This window comes from Chryseobacterium sp. Leaf405 (assembly GCF_001425355.1).
GTDB lineage: Bacteria > Bacteroidota > Bacteroidia > Flavobacteriales > Weeksellaceae > Chryseobacterium.
The window spans coordinates 126,217-144,682 of the sequence record NZ_LMQN01000015.1 but is presented as its reverse complement, the minus strand read 5'-3'; the positions used below and the strand labels follow the sequence as shown (position 1 = coordinate 144,682).

Here is an 18,466-nt window from a genome sequence, read left to right as displayed (position 1 = left end):
TTATATTAGTTAAATCTAACATTTTCATTTTCAGGCATTTTTATCCCTTCTTTCGTCTGAATAATTTCTCCTTCATTTTCCACTTTTTTCATTACACGGCTTACCACTTCTCGTGAAGTTCCCAAATTACTGGCAATTTCCCGATGAGTAAGCCTTATAGGATTCTGTCCTGTAAGTTCTATCTGCTGCTTAATATAATTTAAAACTCTTTTATCAAGCTTATGGAAAACGGCATCATTTACCATATTCATTACGTCAGAAAATCGTCTGTGATATTCACTATAAAAAATTCTGTTGATTTCAGGATATTTAATTAACCATTCATGGATTACTGACACCGGAATAAGCATTACTTCAGAATCTTCCTCTGCGATTGCATATATTTTACTCGTATAATCATTAAAAATCGAAGAAAAAGTCATCAGACAACTGTCGTTGGGTCTTACATAATAGTAGATCAATTCTCTGCCGTCATTGAGAGAATACACTTTTACAGAACCCGTGATTACAAAGGGGACAAACTTATTTTTTTGACCTTCTCTGATGACCTCTGTTTTTGCTTTTATATTAGTTAAAACGGCATGTTTTTGAATTTCATTCGCAAAATCACTGCCTAAGAAACCAAATCTATTAAGAATAAACTGATTATTTATCATATCCCGTATATCATATTCAACACGCAAATATATAAAATAGATAGATTGGGATGTTTTTTTTTTATCTATTTGAGTTATTTAAAAAATGTGGTATTACGATTCAATAAAAAATGCCCCAGTTTTCACTGAGGCATTCTTATGTATTATGATTAAGAAAAAATCTTAAGCTTGTACGTTGTTTCCACCTAATACGAAAGGCTCAACTTCTTTGATTTCACCAAATTGTTGTTCGTAGTTTGTGATGTTTTGTTGAAGAGCAGAAAGTACTCTTTTAGCGTGAAGAGGAGCAAGAATAATTCTTGATCTTACTTTAGCTTGTTGTACACCTGGCATTAACTGGATGAAATCTACAACGAATTCAGATGGAGAGTGGTTTACCAAAGCAAGGTTTGCATAAACTCCTGCAGCTACCATTTCGTTCAATTCGATGTTGATGTTTCCGTCTTGCGGATTTTGATTGTTGTCCATTGTTATAAAATATTTTTTTTATTCGAAATTTTGAGGTTGTGAAAATATAAAAATAAATCCAAACCTCAAATTTCCGAAACATTAATTTTAGTTAAGATCCTCGAATTCTTTCTTAGAACCTACGATCACGTTTTGATATTCTTTAAGACCTGTACCTGCAGGGATTCTGTGTCCTACAATTACATTTTCTTTAAGACCGCTCAAGAAGTCAATTTTACCAGCAACAGCCGCTTCGTTAAGAACCTTCGTTGTTTCCTGGAATGATGCTGCAGACATAAATGACTTAGTCTGAAGAGCTGCTCTTGTAATACCTTGCAATACAGGTGTTGCTGTAGCAGGTAAAGCTTCTCTTACTTCAACTAAAGCCTGATCTTCACGCTTCAATTTAGAGTTTTCGTCTCTTAATTCTCTTGCAGTAATCATCTGACCCGGTTGGAATGACTTAGAATCTCCAGCATTTACAACTACTTTAAGTCCGAAAACTCTGTTGTTCTCTTCCAAGAAGTCATATTTGTGCTCAAGAGCACCTTCAAGGAACTGAGTATCACCTCCATCAACGATAGATACTTTCGTCATCATCTGTCTTACGATAATTTCGAAGTGCTTATCATCGATTTTTACCCCTTGTAGACGGTAAACTTCCTGAATTTCATTTACTAAATATTCCTGAACCGCAGTTGGACCTTTGATTCTTAAGATATCGTCTGGAGTGATTGAACCATCAGAAAGTGGCGAACCAGCTCTCACGAAGTCATTCTCCTGTACTAAGATCTGGTTTGATAATTTAACTAAATAAATTTTTCTTTCACCAGTTTTAGCTTCAACGATCAATTCACGGTTACCTCTCTTAATTTTTCCATAAGAAACTACCCCATCGATTTCTGTAACAACCGCCGGGTTTGAAGGGTTTCTTGCTTCGAATAATTCGGTAACTCTCGGAAGACCTCCGGTGATATCCCCTGTCTTTGCAGCTTTTCTTGGGATTTTAATTAAAACTTTACCAGCTTTAATTTTTTCACCATCGTTTACCATTAAGTGGGCTCCTACCGGTAAGTTGTAACCTTTCTGTTCAACACCTTTAGAATCTACCACCTTCAAAGTAGGTACGGCTTTCTTATTTCTAGATTCAGAGATTACTTTCTCTTCGAATCCTGTAGCTTCGTCAATTTCCAATTGGAATGAAATACCCTGGATAATATCTTCGTATTCTACCTTACCTGAAGTTTCTGCAATGATAACTGCGTTATATGCATCCCACTTACAGATAAGATCACCTTTGCTCACTTTATCACCTGGTTTTACAGCTAATATAGCACCGTAAGGTACGTTGGCAACCATTAATGGAGTTCTAGCTTCATTATCAGCAACCAATCTGAATTCTGTTGTACGAGACACTACTACTTCAGCAGTGTTACCGTTTTCGTCTTCAGAAGTAATTGTTCTTACTTCATCCAATTCTACGATACCGTCTCTTCTTGCAACGATAGATGGATTTTCTGATACGTTTGTTGAAACCCCACCCTGGTGGAAAGTTCTCAATGTTAACTGAGTTCCCGGTTCACCAATTGATTGTGCTCCGATAACCCCTACAGCTTCACCCATGTGAATCATCTTACCTGTTGCCAAGTTTCTACCGTAACATTTAGCACAGATACCTTTCTTAGCTTCACAAGTTAATGGAGAACGAACTTCAACAGCTTCTAAACCTGCTTCTTCAATTCTCTTAGCTAACTGCTCAGTAATTACCTGATCAGCTTCTGCGATAACATCATCACTTTCAGGATCGTAAATATTATGTAAAGAAACTCTACCTAAGATTCTTTCAGAGATTCTTTCAACAATCTCATCATTTTTCTTAAGCGCAGTAACTTCTGTACCTCTTAAAGTTCCACAGTCATCTTCTGTAACGATAACATCCTGTGCAACGTCTACCAATCTTCTCGTTAAGTAACCAGCATCGGCTGTCTTAAGAGCGGTATCCGCAAGACCCTTACGAGCACCGTGAGTAGAGATAAAGTATTCTAAGATAGAAAGACCTTCTTTAAAGTTTGCAAGGATCGGGTTTTCGATAATTTCCGCACCGGTAGACCCAGCTTTCTGCGGTTTTGCCATCAAACCTCTCATCCCTGATAACTGACGGATCTGTTCCTTAGAACCCCTTGCTCCAGAATCAAGCATCATGTATACAGAGTTGAACCCACCTTGGTCAGTTTTCATTCTGCTCATGATCATTTCAGTTAATCCGGCGTTGGTATTTGTCCAAACGTCAATTACCTGGTTATATCTTTCTGTATCGGTAATTAGACCCATGTTATAGTTAGCTCTAATTTCGTCTACAGTTTCAATTGAAGTAGCAATCATCTGCTTTTTCTCAACAGGAACAACAATATCACCTAATGAGAATGAAAGACCTCCTTTGAATGCATTTGAATATCCTAAGTCTTTCATTGCATCCAGGAACTTCACCGTTGTAGGGAAATCTGTATCAGCTAAAACTCTACCGATAACGTTTCTTAATGATTTCTTAGTAAGAAGTTCATTAATATACCCTGACTGTTTAGGAACGATCTGGTTGAATAAGATTCTACCAACAGAAGTTTCAATCAATTTAGTTGTGATTACACCTTCTTCCTTAACTGGTAGTCTACATCTTACCTTAGCATTCAATGAAACTCTACCTTCAGCATAAGCGATTTCCGCTTCTTCTGGAGAGTAGAATGCAAGACCTTCTCCCAAAACTTTTTTGTCTTCCGTAGAGCTTAATTCTTTAGTCATAAAATAAAGACCAAGAACCATGTCCTGAGAAGGTACCGTAATTGGAGAACCGTTTGCAGGGTTCAAGATGTTTTGAGAACCTAACATCAATAACTGAGCTTCCAAGATCGCTTCCGGACCTAACGGTAAGTGTACCGCCATCTGGTCACCGTCGAAATCGGCGTTGAAGGCTGTTGTTACCAATGGGTGTAGTTGGATTGCCTTACCTTCGATCATCTTAGGTTGGAAAGCCTGAATACCCAATCTGTGAAGCGTAGGTGCTCTGTTCAGAAGAACAGGGTGACCTTTCATCACGTTTTCTAGGATATCATAAACTACCGGTTCTTTTCTATCAATAATTCTCTTTGCAGATTTTACTGTTTTTACAATTCCTCTTTCAATCAGTTTTCTGATGATAAATGGTTTGTAAAGCTCAGCAGCCATATCTTTAGGAATACCACATTCGTGAAGCTGTAAGTTTGGACCTACAACAATTACCGAACGCGCCGAGTAATCTACCCTTTTTCCTAATAAGTTCTGACGGAAACGACCTTGCTTACCTTTCAATGAATCTGAAAGTGATTTCAACGGTCTGTTTGATTCAGATTTTACAGCTGAAGATTTTCTTGTATTATCGAATAATGAATCTACTGATTCCTGAAGCATACGCTTCTCGTTTCTTAAGATTACTTCAGGAGCTTTGATCTCCAATAATCTCTTCAAACGGTTGTTTCTGATAATAACTCTTCTGTAAAGGTCATTTAAGTCAGAAGTAGCGAAACGTCCTCCATCCAATGGAACTAATGGTCTTAATTCTGGTGGAATTACAGGAAGTACACGCATGATCATCCACTCTGGTCTGTTGATCATTCTTGTATTTGCACCTCTCAATGCCTCTACAACGTTCAATCTTTTCAGAGCTTCTGTTCTTCTTTGCTTAGAACCTTCGTTGTGAGCTTTATGTCTCAAATCGAAAGACAATGCATCAAGATCAATTCTTTTCAATAATTCCTCAACAGCTTCAGCACCCATTTTAGCAATGAATTTGTTTGGATCAGAATCGTCAAGATACTGGTTTTCTACAGGAAGAGTTTCCATAATATCAAGGTATTCCTCTTCTGTAAGGAATTCTTTATCATCAAAATCAGAGCCATCCAATTTCTTAGCGATACCCTGTTGAATAACAACATATCTCTCGTAATAGATGATCATATCTAATTTCTTAGAAGGAATACCTAAAAGGTAACCGATTTTGTTTGGTAAAGAACGGAAATACCAAATGTGAGCAATAGGAACAACCAAACCGATGTGTCCGATTCTTTCTCTACGCACTTTTTTCTCCGTCACCTCTACTCCACAACGGTCACAAACGATCCCTTTGTAACGAATTCTCTTGTATTTACCACAAGCACATTCGTAATCTTTTACAGGACCGAAGATTTTTTCACAGAACAACCCGTCTCTCTCAGGTTTGTGCGTTCTGTAGTTAATAGTTTCCGGCTTAAGAACCTCCCCTCTTGAGTCCTGTAAAATAGACTCAGGAGAAGCTAAACCGATGGTTATTTTATTAAATCTACTTGATTTATTTTTATTTGACATAATTTTATTTTTGATTAAAAGATTAAAGATTGAAATGTTACTTTCTCTCTTATATCTCGGAGTTAATTAATTCTTTAATTTTTAAATAATTAAATCTTAATTTACTCCTCCAATCTTACGTCTAATCCAAGACCTTGTAGCTCGTGAAGTAATACATTGAATGATTCTGGAATACCTGGTTCAGGCATAGATTCACCTTTTGCAATTGCTTCATAAGTTTTCGCTCTACCAATCACGTCATCCGACTTCACAGTAAGGATCTCTCTCAGGATATTCGATGCTCCGAATGCTTCAAGAGCCCAAACCTCCATCTCTCCGAATCTCTGACCTCCGAACTGAGCTTTACCTCCTAACGGCTGCTGAGTAATCAATGAGTAAGGTCCGATAGAACGTGCGTGCATTTTGTCATCAACCATGTGTCCTAATTTCAACATATAGATGATACCAACAGTTGCAGCCTGAGTAAATCTTTCTCCGGTACCGCCATCATAAAGGTGAGTGTGACCGAATTTAGGAACTCCTGCTTTCTCAGTATATTCTGTAATCTGATCAAGCGTAGCTCCATCAAAGATTGGTGTAGCGAACGTCATTCCTAATCTCTGACCAGCCCATCCAAGAACTGTTTCATAGATCTGACCGATGTTCATACGGGAAGGTACCCCAAGTGGATTCAATACGATATCTACCGGTGTTCCGTCTTCCAGGAATGGCATATCTTCTTCACGAACGATTCTTGAAACGATACCTTTGTTACCGTGACGTCCTGCCATTTTATCCCCTACATTCAGCTTACGTTTTTTAGCGATATATACTTTAGCCAACTTCATGATACCTGCTGGAAGCTCATCTCCGATAGAAATTGCGAATTTCTCACGGTTTTTAACTCCTTGAATATCGTTGAATTTGATTTTGTAGTTGTGAATTAACTGTTTGATCAGTTCATTTTTATCGTTATCAACAGTCCAGTCTGAACCGCTAACGTTTACATAATCTTCAACTGAAGTCAACAATTTGTGAGTGAATTTCACCCCTTTGCTGATGATTTCTTCATCTAAATCGTTGGTAACTCCCTGAGAAGTTTTACCGCTGACAAGAATGTTTAATTTTTCAATTAAAGTATTTCTCAACTCATCAAACTTAGCTTTGTAAGTATTTTCAATCTCTTCAAGCTTAAGTTTTTCTTCAGTTCTTTTCTTTTTGTCTTTGATATTTCTTGAGAATAACTTTTTGTTGATCACAACACCTCTTAATGAAGAGTCAGCTTTCAATGAAGCATCCTTTACATCACCAGCTTTGTCACCAAAGATTGCTCTCAAAAGTTTTTCTTCCGGAGTTGGGTCAGACTCACCTTTTGGAGTGATCTTACCGATCATAATATCTCCAGGCTTCACATCTGCACCAATTCTGATCATACCGTTCTCGTCAAGATCTTTGGTAGCTTCTTCAGAAACGTTTGGAATATCTGCTGTTAATTCTTCCATACCTAGTTTGGTATCACGAACTTCAAGAGAGTATTCATCTACGTGGATTGAAGTAAACCAGTCTTCACGTACAACTTTTTCATTAATTACGATTGCATCCTCGAAGTTGTATCCTTTCCAAGGCATAAACGCAACCACTAAGTTTCTACCAAGAGCCAATTCTCCTTTTTCAGTAGCATAACCGTCACAAAGTACCTGTCCTTTTTCCACTACATCACCTACTCTTACGTTTGGTCTTAGGGTAATTGTTGTACTCTGGTTGGTTTTTCTGAACTTAGTTAATTTATATGTTTTAGTAGCAGACTCGAATTGTACTAAATCTTCGTCTTCACTTCTTTCATATTTAATAACGATTTTGTCAGCATCTACGTACTCTACAGTACCCGTACCTTCAGCGTTAATTAAGATTCTTGAATCTCTTGCAACCTGCTGTTCCAGACCTGTACCTACAATTGGAGCTTGTGGCTTCAACAAAGGAACTGCCTGACGCATCATGTTAGATCCCATCAATGCACGGTTCGCATCATCATGTTCCAGGAAAGGAATCAATGAAGCTGAAATACCGGAAATCTGGTTTGGTGCAACGTCGATAAGATTAACCTGAGCTGGTTCAACTACCGGATAATCACCATCCAATCTTGCAATAATTCTGTCTGTTAAGAAATCACCGTTATCACTCAATTCAACGTTTGCCTGAGCAATTACTTTGTCTTCTTCGTCTTCCGCATTTAAATAAATAGGATCAGCAGCAAGATCAATCTTACCACCTTCTACTTTTCTATATGGAGTTTCGATGAAACCAAGTCTGTTGATTTTGGCATAAATACCTAAAGATGAAATCAAACCGATGTTTGGTCCTTCCGGAGTTTCAATCGGACAAATTCTTCCGTAGTGAGTATGGTGAACGTCACGAACCTCGAAACCTGCTCTTTCTCTTGATAAACCACCAGGCCCTAGTGCAGAAAGTCTACGCTTGTGCGTGATTTCTGATAGCGGGTTGGTTTGGTCCATAAACTGAGAAAGCTGGTTGGTACCAAAGAATGAGTTAATTACAGATGTCAACGTTTTAGCATTAACAAGATCAAGAGGAGTAAAGATTTCGTTATCTCTAACGTTCATTCTTTCCTTGATTGTTCTTGCAATTCTCGAAAGACCTACACCGAACTGTCCTGCCAATTGCTCACCAACAGTTTTAATTCTTCTGTTTGATAAGTGATCGATATCATCAACCTCTGCTTTAGAGTTTACCAACTCGATCAAGTGTCTTACAATCGCAATGATATCTTCTTTCGTAAGAACCTCAGTACCCGTAGGAATGTTTAGACCTAACTTTTTGTTTAGTCTGTAACGTCCCACTTCTCCCAATGAATATCTTTGCTCAGAGAAGAATAATTTTTCGATAATTCCTCTTGCAGTTTCCTCATCTGGTGGATCTGCATTTCTTAACTGACGGTAAATATACTCTACCGCTTCTTTCTCAGAGTTAGTAGGGTCTTTTTGTAATGTATTCTGGATAATAGAGAATTCATTTGCATTTTCTTTGTGAATCAAAATAGATTTCACACCTGCATCAAGAATAAGATCTAAATGTTCTTTTTCAAGAATAGTTTCTCTATCTAAGATGATTTCGTTTCTTTCGATAGAAACTACTTCACCTGTATCTTCGTCTACGAAATCCTCGAACCAAGTGTTCAATACTCTCGCAGCCAATGTTCTTCCTTCTACTTTTTTAAGGGCAGCTTTGGAAACTTTCACTTCCTCAGCAAGGTCGAAGATCTGAAGGATATCCTTATCAGATTCAAAACCGATAGCTCTTAATAAAGTAGTTAATGGTAACTTTTTCTTACGGTCAATATACGCATACATTACGCTGTTGATATCCGTAGTAAATTCCATCCAAGATCCTTTAAAAGGGATAATTCTTGAATAGTACAATTTAGTTCCGTTTGCGTGGTAAGTCTGTCCGAAGAATACACCAGGTGAACGGTGTAACTGCGTAACGATAACTCTCTCTGCACCATTGATGATGAAAGATCCGCTAGGCGTCATGTAAGGAACCGGGCCTAAATATACATCCTGAACCACAGTTTGGAAATCCTCGTGCTCAGGGTCTGTACAATACAATTTAAGTCTTGCTTTAAGAGGTACTGAATACGTCAATCCTCTTTCCACACACTCATCGATTGAATAACGTGGAGAATCGACCAAATAATCTATGAACTCCAAAACGAATTGGTTTCTAGAATCGGTAATCGGGAAATTTTCCTGGAAGGTTCTGTACAAACCTTCGTCAGTTCTGTCTTCAGGAAGCGTATCAAGCTGAAAAAACTCACTGAAAGACTCAATCTGGATATCCAGGAAGTCAGGAGTGATGATTTTTCCTTTCGCTGAAGAGAAGTTAATTCTCTGATTTCCCCTAGTTGTAGGTGTTGTTTTACTCATAAAACTTTTAAGAAAGGTTAAAAAATATTTTGATTAATTACAAAAAATATCAGAAAAAGAATGAGAAATAAATGATAAAAGACTTGTAATATTGGCGCTATTAGAAATTGCTTTTATTTTTTTATCTTGATTCTCAGAATCTTATTCCTAATTGCAACACTGGTATATCTTTTCACAGTGTAATGCAAAATATTTTTATTACTTTTGAGGCATATTCGCCGCTATATCTATATATGCAAAAGCCCTTTCATTTCATTGAAAGAGTTGATCTACAGTATTTTATATATTTATAAACAATTTTTTGCGCCAAAAGAGAATGCAAATTTACAAAAATCTATTCATATTTACAAGAATTTCGCATAACAAATATTTCTCATCACTTTTTTGATTTCTTTACATTTAAATTCAATAAAATAAAATTCATAAATATTATTATTGCACAAAAAAGCCTGAACAATTTGTTCAGGCTTCATATTTTTAGGGTAGACCTAGAATTATTTCAATTCTACTTCAGCACCAGCTTCTTCTAATTGCTTCTTAAGAGCTTCAGCTTCGTCTTTAGAGATACCTTCTTTGATAGCTGAAGGAGCTCCGTCTACGATATCTTTAGCTTCTTTAAGACCAGCACCAGTTAAATCTTTTACCAATTTAACGATAGCTAATTTAGAAGCACCTGCAGACTTAAGAATTACGTCGAATTCAGTCTTTTCTTCAGCAGCTTCACCAGCACCAGGACCAGCCATTACTACTGCAGCAGCAGCAGGCTCGATTCCATACTCGTCTTTAAGGATAGTTGCTAATTCGTTTACGTCTTTTACTGTTAAGTTTACTAGCGTTTCAGCTAAATTTTTTAAATCTGACATTGTTGTAATGTTTTTTGTTGATTATTTATTTATTTTTTGAGTCTAATTATTCAGCAGCTGGCGTTTCGTCAGTGCTTTCTGCAGCAGGAGCTTCTGGAGCAGCCTCAGCAGGAGTTTCTTCAACAGCAGGAGCAGCAACTTCTTCAGTGCTATCTGCAGCTTCAGATTTATTTTGAAGAGCAGAAACAACTCTTTGGATTGGAGACTGAAGTAATCCGATGATTTCACCGATCATTTCTTCTCTAGACTTAATGCTTACTAAAGCATCAAGGTTGTTATCACCAACATAGAACGTTTCTTGTACGAAAGCTGATTTTAAAGCAGGCTTTTCGTCTTTCTTTCTGAAATCTTTGATTAATTTTGCCGGAGCGTTAGCCGTTTCAGCAACCATTAATGCAGAGTTTCCTTTGAAAGTCTGGAACATTTCAGAGTAATCTACTCCTTCAATTTGCTCCATTGCTTTTTGCAAAAGTGTATTTTTCACCACTTTTACTTTGATATTTTGTTTGAAAGCCTGTCTTCTGAATTCAGAAGATTTACCAGCGTTCAAACCATCAAGATCTGCAACATATACTACTTTAGCATCCTGAAGCAAGTCTTTGATCTCTTGTATCGCTACAACTTTTTGGTCTTTTGTCATTGTCTTAGGATTTAGTATTAGTTAACAGCTTTAGTATCGATTGCAATACCAGGACTCATTGTAGAAGATAAATAAATAGACTTCACATAAGTACCTTTAGCAGCAGTTGGTTTCATTTTGATCAAAGTAGAAATCAATTCCTGAGCATTTTCCTTGATTTTAGCAGCATCGAAAGATACTTTACCAATACCAGCGTGGATAATACCGTATTTGTCTACTTTAAAGTCGATTTTACCCGCTTTTACTTCAGTTACTGCTTTACCAATTTCCATAGTTACAGTACCTGATTTAGGGTTAGGCATCAAACCTCTTGGTCCTAATACTCTACCCAATGGTCCTAATTTACCCATCACAGCCGGCATTGTAACGATAACGTCAACATCTGTCCAACCTTCTTTGATTTTTTGTAAATATTCGTCAAGACCTACATAATCAGCACCAGCTTCTTTAGCTTCAGCTTCTTTATCAGGAGTTACTAAAGCCAAAACTTTAACATCTTTACCAGTTCCGTGAGGAAGAGATACAACACCTCTTACCATTTGGTTTGCTTTTCTTGGATCTACACCCAATCTAACAGCGATATCTACAGAAGCATCAAACTTTGCAGTGTTCACTTCTTTTACAAGAGCTGAACCTTCTTCAAGGTTATAGATTCTTCCTTTTTCTACTTTGCTAGCAGCTTCCTTTTGCTTTTTAGTCAATTTTGCCATTTTTCTAAGTATTAAGCGTTAAAAGTTGGTTTAGTTCCTGTTACTCTTAATCCCATAGATCTTGCAGTACCTGCAACCATAGAAACAGCAGAATCCATTGTAAAGCAGTTAAGGTCAGTCATCTTGTCTTCAGCGATCTTCTGAACCTGAGCCCAAGATACAGCACCTACTTTGTTTCTGTTTGGTTCTCCGGAACCACCTTTGATTTTAGCTGCATCCATTAACTGGATCGCTGCAGGAGGAGTTTTAATTACGAATTCAAAAGATTTGTCTTCGTATACTGTAATTACTACAGGTAAAACTTGTCCTGGCTTATCTTGGGTTCTCCCGTTAAATTGCTTACAAAACTCCATGATGTTCACACCTGCAGAACCCAATGCTGGACCTACTGGTGGAGAAGGGTTGGCAGCGCCACCTTTCACCTGAAGTTTTACCATTTTAAAGACTTTTTTAGCCATTTTTTGTTTTTTAAATTTGAATAATTAATGAGTTTGGAAGCATTTATTATTCAGCAGGTTACCGCACTCACATAAAGTAAGCCTACTTTTCGGACTGCAAAATTATGAAATATTTTTGAAATAGCAAATAATAATTCATTAATACCTCGCAAAATATAAAAATTTATTACAAGTTTTCCGCTAAGATTTCGATTAACAAACATTTTTCGACGGGTATTAAAAATTTTAATAAATTTAATGTTGCACAGCCAAATTTCTTTATATATTCTAATGTTAATAATTAAATTCATAAATTTACTTTTGCTTTATCAAAAAAATGTCAAAATCACTTTTAAAAAAAATTGATCCTTTATTTAAGGCTTATGGAGAATTTCCACTTCCTTACTTAGTTCCTGTATATCATTGTGTATCTGATCAGGATTTACCGCATATCAAAAACATAATAAATTACAAGAACACAAAAGACTTTGAAAGTGATCTTGATTACATTTCGAGAAATTTCGATTTTGCAGATTGGGATTTTTTTAAAGACAATTACAATAAACCTAAGAAAAAAACTCTGGCATTATTAACGTTTGATGATGGATTGATTCAGTTTAAAGATGAAGTGATGCCGATCTTGTTAAGAAAAGGAATTTATGCCATTAACTTTATTAATCCGGCATTTGTTGATAATTCTGATATGATGTTCAGATCAAAAATCAGTTTATTGGTTGAAAAAATTAATGATGAAAAATCTATTATTCCTAAACAGGCAATGGATTTGTTTGAAGTAAAGACAAACTCAAAATCAGAATTGATTTCAAAAATAATATCACTTACCTATAAAAGTAACCACAGAATAATAGAATTAGGTAAATTAATGAATCTCGATTTTGGCGATTATATAAGAAACAATAAAATCTATCTTGATAAAAATGACTTGAAGATTGTACAACAAAAAGGTTTTGGAATTGCATCGCATAGTTGGGATCATCCAAATTTCACCGAGCTTACTTTAGAAGAACAATCCAATAACATTCAAAAATCATTCAAGTATATCAAAGAAAACGGATTTTCAGATGAATCTTTTGCGTTTCCTTTTACAGATTTTGGAATCAAACAGAAATTCTTCGAAGAAATTTTCGCAAATAATAAAAATTTAAAACTAACCTTTGGCACAGCAGGTATAAAACTTGACAGTTGTGAGCGAAATCTACAGCGAATCCCTATGGAAAATGGCATCAGTGCCGAAAAAGAAATAAATTTTGAAACCAATTATTTTTATTTAAAGAAAATATTCAATAAAAATAAGATAATAAGACTATGATTTCATTAAAAACATATAATAAGCAGCAGTTAGAAGAACTTATAAATTCTACAGCTTTTAACGACTTACCTTTCTACCCTATCACAAAACATCGTGCCATTTCACATATTAAAAATTCAAATGCAACTGACAGTGATTCTTTGCTTATATTAGCTTTTGAAGATGATAATTTAGCGGGCTATATTGGTGTGCTGCCTGATAATATTATTCGTGGAAATCAAAATATACATCTCGGTTGGCTGAGTACCCTTTTTGTACATCCAGACTTCAGAGGAAAGAAAATAGCTCAAAAACTTTTGTCGAAAGCGTGTGACGAATATAATGGAAATATAATGATCACAGAATTTACTCCTGAAGCAGAAAATATGTATGTAAAAAGCCAGCTTTTCGTGTATCAAAAAACATTATATGGAAGATCATATCATTATCTGTCTAATTTACAGAAGATACTTCCGTCAAAAAATCAAACGTGGTCTAAGTACAAATTGTGTTTAAAAGCATTCGATTCTACTTTGAATTCATTTATAAAATTAATCAACAAAACTTCTGCTACAAATAAGGAAAGCTTTAAGATCACATACCGATTGGATCATGAAACAGCATCGTTTATAGATAAAAACAAAAGTGGAAACTGCTTCAACAGAAATAGGAAAGAAATTGAATGGATAGTCAATAATCCTTGGATTTTAACTGACAATATTAAAATTAATTATCAATTTTCGGCATATGAAAAGAGATTTGAATATATATTTATAAAAATTTATAAAGGAGACAATCTTAACACCGTCTTGTTACTTTCTATCCGTGATAATAATGCCAAGCTACACTTCGTTTTTGGAAAAAATGATCCAATCACAACCTCAAAAGTATTACATCAATATACTAAGCAAAACAATATTTCGAATTTAATCAGCTTTGATCAAAAGATTAATGAACAACTTGACAGAAAAAAGATACTTTTAAAAAAAGATAGGCAGAGAAAGTTTTTAATGCACAAAAATCTGCAGAAAACATTAGGAGAAAACTTTATTTTTGATATTTCTGCCGGAGACGGGGATGCTATATTTACATAAAAAAAACGTTCTAAATTTAGAACGCTTTTAATTTTTATGATAAAAGTATTACACTTTTTCTACCTGTACATAGCTAAGCTCCATTGGAGTTTTTCTACCGAAGATAAGAACAGAAACTTCAATTTTCTTTTTATCTTCCAAGATTTTTTCAACTGTTCCGTTGAATCCGTTGAACGGTCCGTCAATTACTTTAACGTTTTCACCAACTATATATGGAATTTCCATATCGCTTGCGAATTCCGACAACTCATCCATTCTTCCCAACATTCTGTTAACTTCAGATTTTCTCATAGGAACAGGATCCCCTCCTTTTGTTAAACTTAAAAAAGAAATAACTCCGGGAATGTTCTTTACAACGTGAGGAATTTCCCCCATCAGTTCAGCTTCAATCATTAAGTATCCAGGATAGTAAGGTCTTTCTTTAGGAACTTTTTTTCCGTTTCTAATTTGAATAACCTTTTCCATAGGAATAACCACTTGAGTAACGTACTGCTCAAACCCTAAACGTTTGATTTCTGTCTCAATATAGTTTTTCACTTTATTTTCCTGTCCGCTGATTGCTTTCAGCACATACCATTTCAATTCGCTCATTATGGGAAAACACTTTTATAATTAATTGAACATGTTGATAAGCATTCCTATGATGTTACTGATTGCTTTAGAAAACAATTCATCAACTCCAAAGGTAAATAATGCCAAGATTACTGTTGCAATAGTCACTACGATTGTAGAAGACTGCAAGTCAGACCATTTTGGCCATTCAACTTTATGTCTGAATTCGTTATAAGAACCTTTTAAAAAATCGATTAATGAACTCATAATTGTATTTTGCACGGGCACAAGGATTCGAACCCTGATCAACGGTGTTGGAGACCGGTATCCTACCATTGGACGATGCCCGTAGATTAAAAGTTCCGTAAGCTTCCTTACGGAACTTTAATTATATTAAGATGATTAGTCTAAGATTTCAGTAACCTGACCTGAACCAACTGTTCTACCTCCTTCTCTGATCGCAAATCTAAGACCTACGTTAAGAGCGATTGGTTGTAACAATTCTACAGTGATCTCTAAGTTATCACCAGGCATTACCATTTCTACACCTTCTGGTAAGAAGATCTCACCTGTAACGTCAGTAGTTCTTACATAGAACTGAGGACGGTATTTGTTGTGGAATGGAGTGTGACGTCCACCTTCTTCTTTAGAAAGGATATAAACAGAAGCTTTGAATTTCTTGTGAGGTTTCACAGAGTCTTTCTTAGCGATTACCATACCTCTCTTGATGTCAGTTTTTTCAATACCTCTCAACAATAGACCTACGTTATCACCAGCTTCACCTCTATCAAGGATTTTTCTGAACATCTCAACTCCTGTAATAGTAGAAGTTAATTTTTCTTCACCCATACCGATTATATCTACAGGATCTCCTGTATTGATAATACCAGCTTCGATTCTACCAGTTGCAACAGTACCTCTACCTGTAATAGAGAATACGTCTTCGATTGGCATCAAGAATGGCTTATCAGTATCTCTTGGTGGTTGCTCGATCCAAGTATCAACAGCATCCATCAATTCTTCAACAGATTTGAACCATTTATCTTCAGTATCAACTGTAGCAGCTGTAGCAGCAGTAAGAGCACCTAATGCAGAACCTTGAATTACTGGAGAGTTATCTCCGTCGAATTCGTAAGTAGACAATAAGTCTCTTAATTCCATTTCAACTAGCTCTAACAATTCAGCATCATCTACCATGTCAACTTTGTTCATGAAAACAACGATTCTAGGTACGTTTACCTGACGACAAAGAAGGATGTGCTCTCTAGTTTGAGGCATTGGTCCGTCTGTAGCAGCACATACAACGATAGCACCGTCCATCTGAGCAGCACCAGTTACCATGTTCTTTACGTAATCCGCGTGACCTGGACAGTCAACGTGAGCATAGTGTCTTTTTTCAGTTTCGTATTCGATGTGAGCAGTATTGATAGTAATACCTCTTTCTTTTTCTTCTGGAGCAGAGTCAATTGCAGAGAAGTCTTTTTTCTCAGCAAGACCTTTGCTAGCTAATACAGCAGAAATAGCAGCTGTAAGCGTAGTTTTACCATGGTCAACGTGACCAATAGTACCAATGTTCAAGTGTGGTTTGTTACGATTAAACGTTTCCTTTGCCATGATTTAAATTATTTATTTATTGTTTATTCAAATTTTCGGTGTGCAAATATAATGAATTTTTAAATACCAAAAATCTTTTTATAAAAAAAATTAATATTTAAATCCCAAAGAATTACAAACCGTACATTTTCATGTATCGAAGTGCAAATTTAACACAAATTTCCCGATTGAAAAAATCAGAATAAAATGTTTTGCCAAAATTATAAACTATCTGATTAATTCTGAATATAATAGCCAATGAAATTAATTTTAATTCAAATAAAAAAATATCCTAAAATCCATAATTACTATTTCCTCGTAGATAATATTGAACCATTAAAATAATATTATGAGAAAACTATTACATTTCTGTTCAGCCCTGTTTATTGCTACGAGCATTTTTTCGTGTGACGATTCTGAGGGCATGATGATGAACGAGAATAACATTCAGGGACCTGATATGTTGGTATTTGGAATTACGGGAAGCAATGAGCTTGTTTCTTTCAACTCCAATAATCCTAAAAATTTTGCTTCCAAAACAGCCGTTACCGGAATTCCATCGGGTGAAAAATTATTAAGTATTGATTTCAGACCCGCCACTGGTGAACTATACGGAGTATCGAATGCCAGCAAACTGTATATTATCAATACTTCTAATTCATCTGCAAGAGTGGTAAGTTCTACAGCATTTACCCCCGCTATTTCAGGAACAATTGCTTCCATAGATTTTAATCCGACTGTTGACAGAATCCGTCTGGTTAGTAATACAGGGCAAAACTTACGTTTACATCCTGAAACAGGAGCGACGGCAGCAACAGACATAAATGTTACCGGAGCCTCTATTAACGGAGTGGCTTATACCAATAGTAAAGCCGGAGCTGCTTCTACGATTCTATATGATATTGATGCAAATTCAGGTAAATTATTTAAACAAGATCCTCCCAACAACGGAACATTGGTAGAAGTAGGAAATCTCGGAGCCACATTTAACGGTCAGGCTGCTTTTGATATTAAATCGGATAACAGCGCTGCTCTACTTGCATTAAATGATAAACTGCATTTGGTAGATCTTACTAATGGAAAAGCAACCAATATCGGATCTCTTCAACAGGCAATTATTGATCTTGCCATTCCTACGGAAACAGTTGCTTATGCTATTGATAATTCAAATAATCTTCAAATATTTAATCCAAACAGCCCAATGCCTGTTTCAAAAACAGTAGCAGGATTACAAAGCGGAGAAAATATTTTAGGAATTGACTTCCGTCCTCTGAATGGGCAATTATATGCCTTGGGAAGCTCTAGCAGAATTTATACAATTAATTTGGGAACAGGCGCCGCAACTGCGGTTGGAACATCACCTTTTACGACTTTACTTGCCGGAACCGATTTCGGATTTGATTTTAATCCGATGGTCGATAAAATAAGAGTGGTAAGCAATACAGGACAAAATCTCCGTTTAGATCCCGTGACAGGAGGACTTACCGCAGCAGACACATCAATCAGTCTTGCAGGAGCCATGGTAAGTGCGGCAGCTTATACCAATAATTTTGCAGGGACAACCTCAACGACATTATTTGTAATCGATCATAATATTGACAAATTATATAATCAAACCCCACCAAACAACGGAACTTTAGTAGAAGTTGGTTCTTTAGGAATCAATATTACGAATGCTAATGGCTTTGACATAGGAGCAATGAGCCAGAAAGCGTATTTAATGGCTTCTGTGGGTTCATCAACAAAAATTTATACCGTTAATACTTCAACAGGAGCTGCTACTTCAGTTTCGGATTTCCCGAATACGGTAAAAGCTTTTGCGGTAGGATTAGGATTTTAAAAGACTCATAATTTTATTTCAGTACGTA

The 18,466-nt window shown here is 36.1% G+C and carries 14 protein-coding genes and 1 tRNA gene; 3 read left to right on the top strand and 12 right to left on the bottom strand.

The window, feature by feature from the left end; genetic code table 11:
* Positions 1-5: 5 nt before the first annotated feature.
* The 8 genes from ASG22_RS10460 to rplK all read right to left on the bottom strand — a co-directional run bounded on the left by ASG22_RS10460 (position 6) and on the right by rplK (position 12,071).
* A complete protein-coding gene (locus ASG22_RS10460; RefSeq protein WP_055983839.1) occupies positions 6-656 on the bottom strand; it encodes a Crp/Fnr family transcriptional regulator in 651 nt (216 codons plus the stop codon).
* A gap of 162 nt (positions 657-818) precedes the next feature.
* Positions 819-1,124 (bottom strand): DUF3467 domain-containing protein, encoded by a 306-nt coding sequence (locus ASG22_RS10455; protein WP_034702050.1) that lies wholly within the window; start codon positions 1,122-1,124, stop codon positions 819-821.
* An 87-nt stretch (positions 1,125-1,211) separates the two neighbouring features.
* Complete coding sequence (gene rpoC / locus ASG22_RS10450; protein WP_055983836.1) at positions 1,212-5,477, bottom strand: DNA-directed RNA polymerase subunit beta'; 4,266 nt, start codon at positions 5,475-5,477, stop codon at positions 1,212-1,214.
* A gap of 101 nt (positions 5,478-5,578) precedes the next feature.
* Positions 5,579-9,400: a DNA-directed RNA polymerase subunit beta gene (rpoB, locus tag ASG22_RS10445; protein WP_055983833.1), complete on the bottom strand. Its 3,822-nt coding sequence runs from the start codon at positions 9,398-9,400 to the stop codon at positions 5,579-5,581.
* A 494-nt stretch (positions 9,401-9,894) separates the two neighbouring features.
* Entirely contained in the window at positions 9,895-10,263 is a 369-nt protein-coding gene (gene rplL / locus ASG22_RS10440) for a 50S ribosomal protein L7/L12 (protein WP_055983830.1), read from the bottom strand.
* Positions 10,264-10,309: 46 nt separating this feature from the next.
* Entirely contained in the window at positions 10,310-10,903 is a 594-nt protein-coding gene (rplJ, locus tag ASG22_RS10435; RefSeq protein WP_055983827.1) for a 50S ribosomal protein L10, read from the bottom strand.
* Positions 10,904-10,920: 17 nt separating this feature from the next.
* Positions 10,921-11,613 carry a 50S ribosomal protein L1 gene (gene rplA, locus ASG22_RS10430; RefSeq protein WP_055983824.1) on the bottom strand — a complete coding sequence of 231 codons (693 nt, stop codon included), beginning with the start codon at positions 11,611-11,613 and terminating at the stop codon, positions 10,921-10,923.
* Between the two features lie 11 nt (positions 11,614-11,624).
* Positions 11,625-12,071, bottom strand: coding sequence for a 50S ribosomal protein L11 (gene rplK, locus ASG22_RS10425; RefSeq protein ID WP_034679146.1), 447 nt, complete (start codon positions 12,069-12,071; stop codon positions 11,625-11,627).
* Positions 12,072-12,387: 316 nt separating this feature from the next.
* Between rplK and ASG22_RS10415 the strand changes: the two genes are divergently transcribed.
* On the top strand, positions 12,388-13,380 hold the full coding sequence (locus tag ASG22_RS10415; protein WP_055983818.1) for a polysaccharide deacetylase family protein: 993 nt from the start codon (positions 12,388-12,390) through the stop codon (positions 13,378-13,380).
* Positions 13,377-14,453 (top strand): GNAT family N-acetyltransferase, encoded by a 1,077-nt coding sequence (locus ASG22_RS10410; protein WP_055983814.1) that lies wholly within the window; start codon positions 13,377-13,379, stop codon positions 14,451-14,453. The genes ASG22_RS10415 and ASG22_RS10410 overlap by 4 nt, the downstream gene beginning before the upstream one ends.
* A gap of 48 nt (positions 14,454-14,501) precedes the next feature.
* On the opposite strand, the gene nusG is transcribed toward ASG22_RS10410, so the two are convergent.
* From nusG to tuf, 4 genes are all read right to left on the bottom strand, one after another.
* Positions 14,502-15,044 (bottom strand): transcription termination/antitermination protein NusG, encoded by a 543-nt coding sequence (gene nusG / locus ASG22_RS10405; RefSeq protein WP_055983811.1) that lies wholly within the window; start codon positions 15,042-15,044, stop codon positions 14,502-14,504.
* A 21-nt stretch (positions 15,045-15,065) separates the two neighbouring features.
* Positions 15,066-15,272 (bottom strand): preprotein translocase subunit SecE, encoded by a 207-nt coding sequence (gene secE, locus ASG22_RS10400; protein WP_055986752.1) that lies wholly within the window; start codon positions 15,270-15,272, stop codon positions 15,066-15,068.
* A 12-nt stretch (positions 15,273-15,284) separates the two neighbouring features.
* Positions 15,285-15,355: transfer RNA gene (locus ASG22_RS10395), tRNA-Trp, on the bottom strand.
* 52 nt (positions 15,356-15,407) lie between these two features.
* Positions 15,408-16,619, bottom strand: coding sequence for an elongation factor Tu (gene tuf, locus ASG22_RS10390; protein WP_055983809.1), 1,212 nt, complete (start codon positions 16,617-16,619; stop codon positions 15,408-15,410).
* A gap of 328 nt (positions 16,620-16,947) precedes the next feature.
* On the opposite strand from tuf, the gene ASG22_RS10385 reads away from it, so the two are divergent.
* Positions 16,948-18,438, top strand: a complete 1,491-nt coding sequence (locus ASG22_RS10385) for a DUF4394 domain-containing protein (protein ID WP_055983807.1) — start codon at positions 16,948-16,950, stop codon at positions 18,436-18,438.
* The last annotated feature ends 28 nt before the right edge of the window (positions 18,439-18,466 follow it).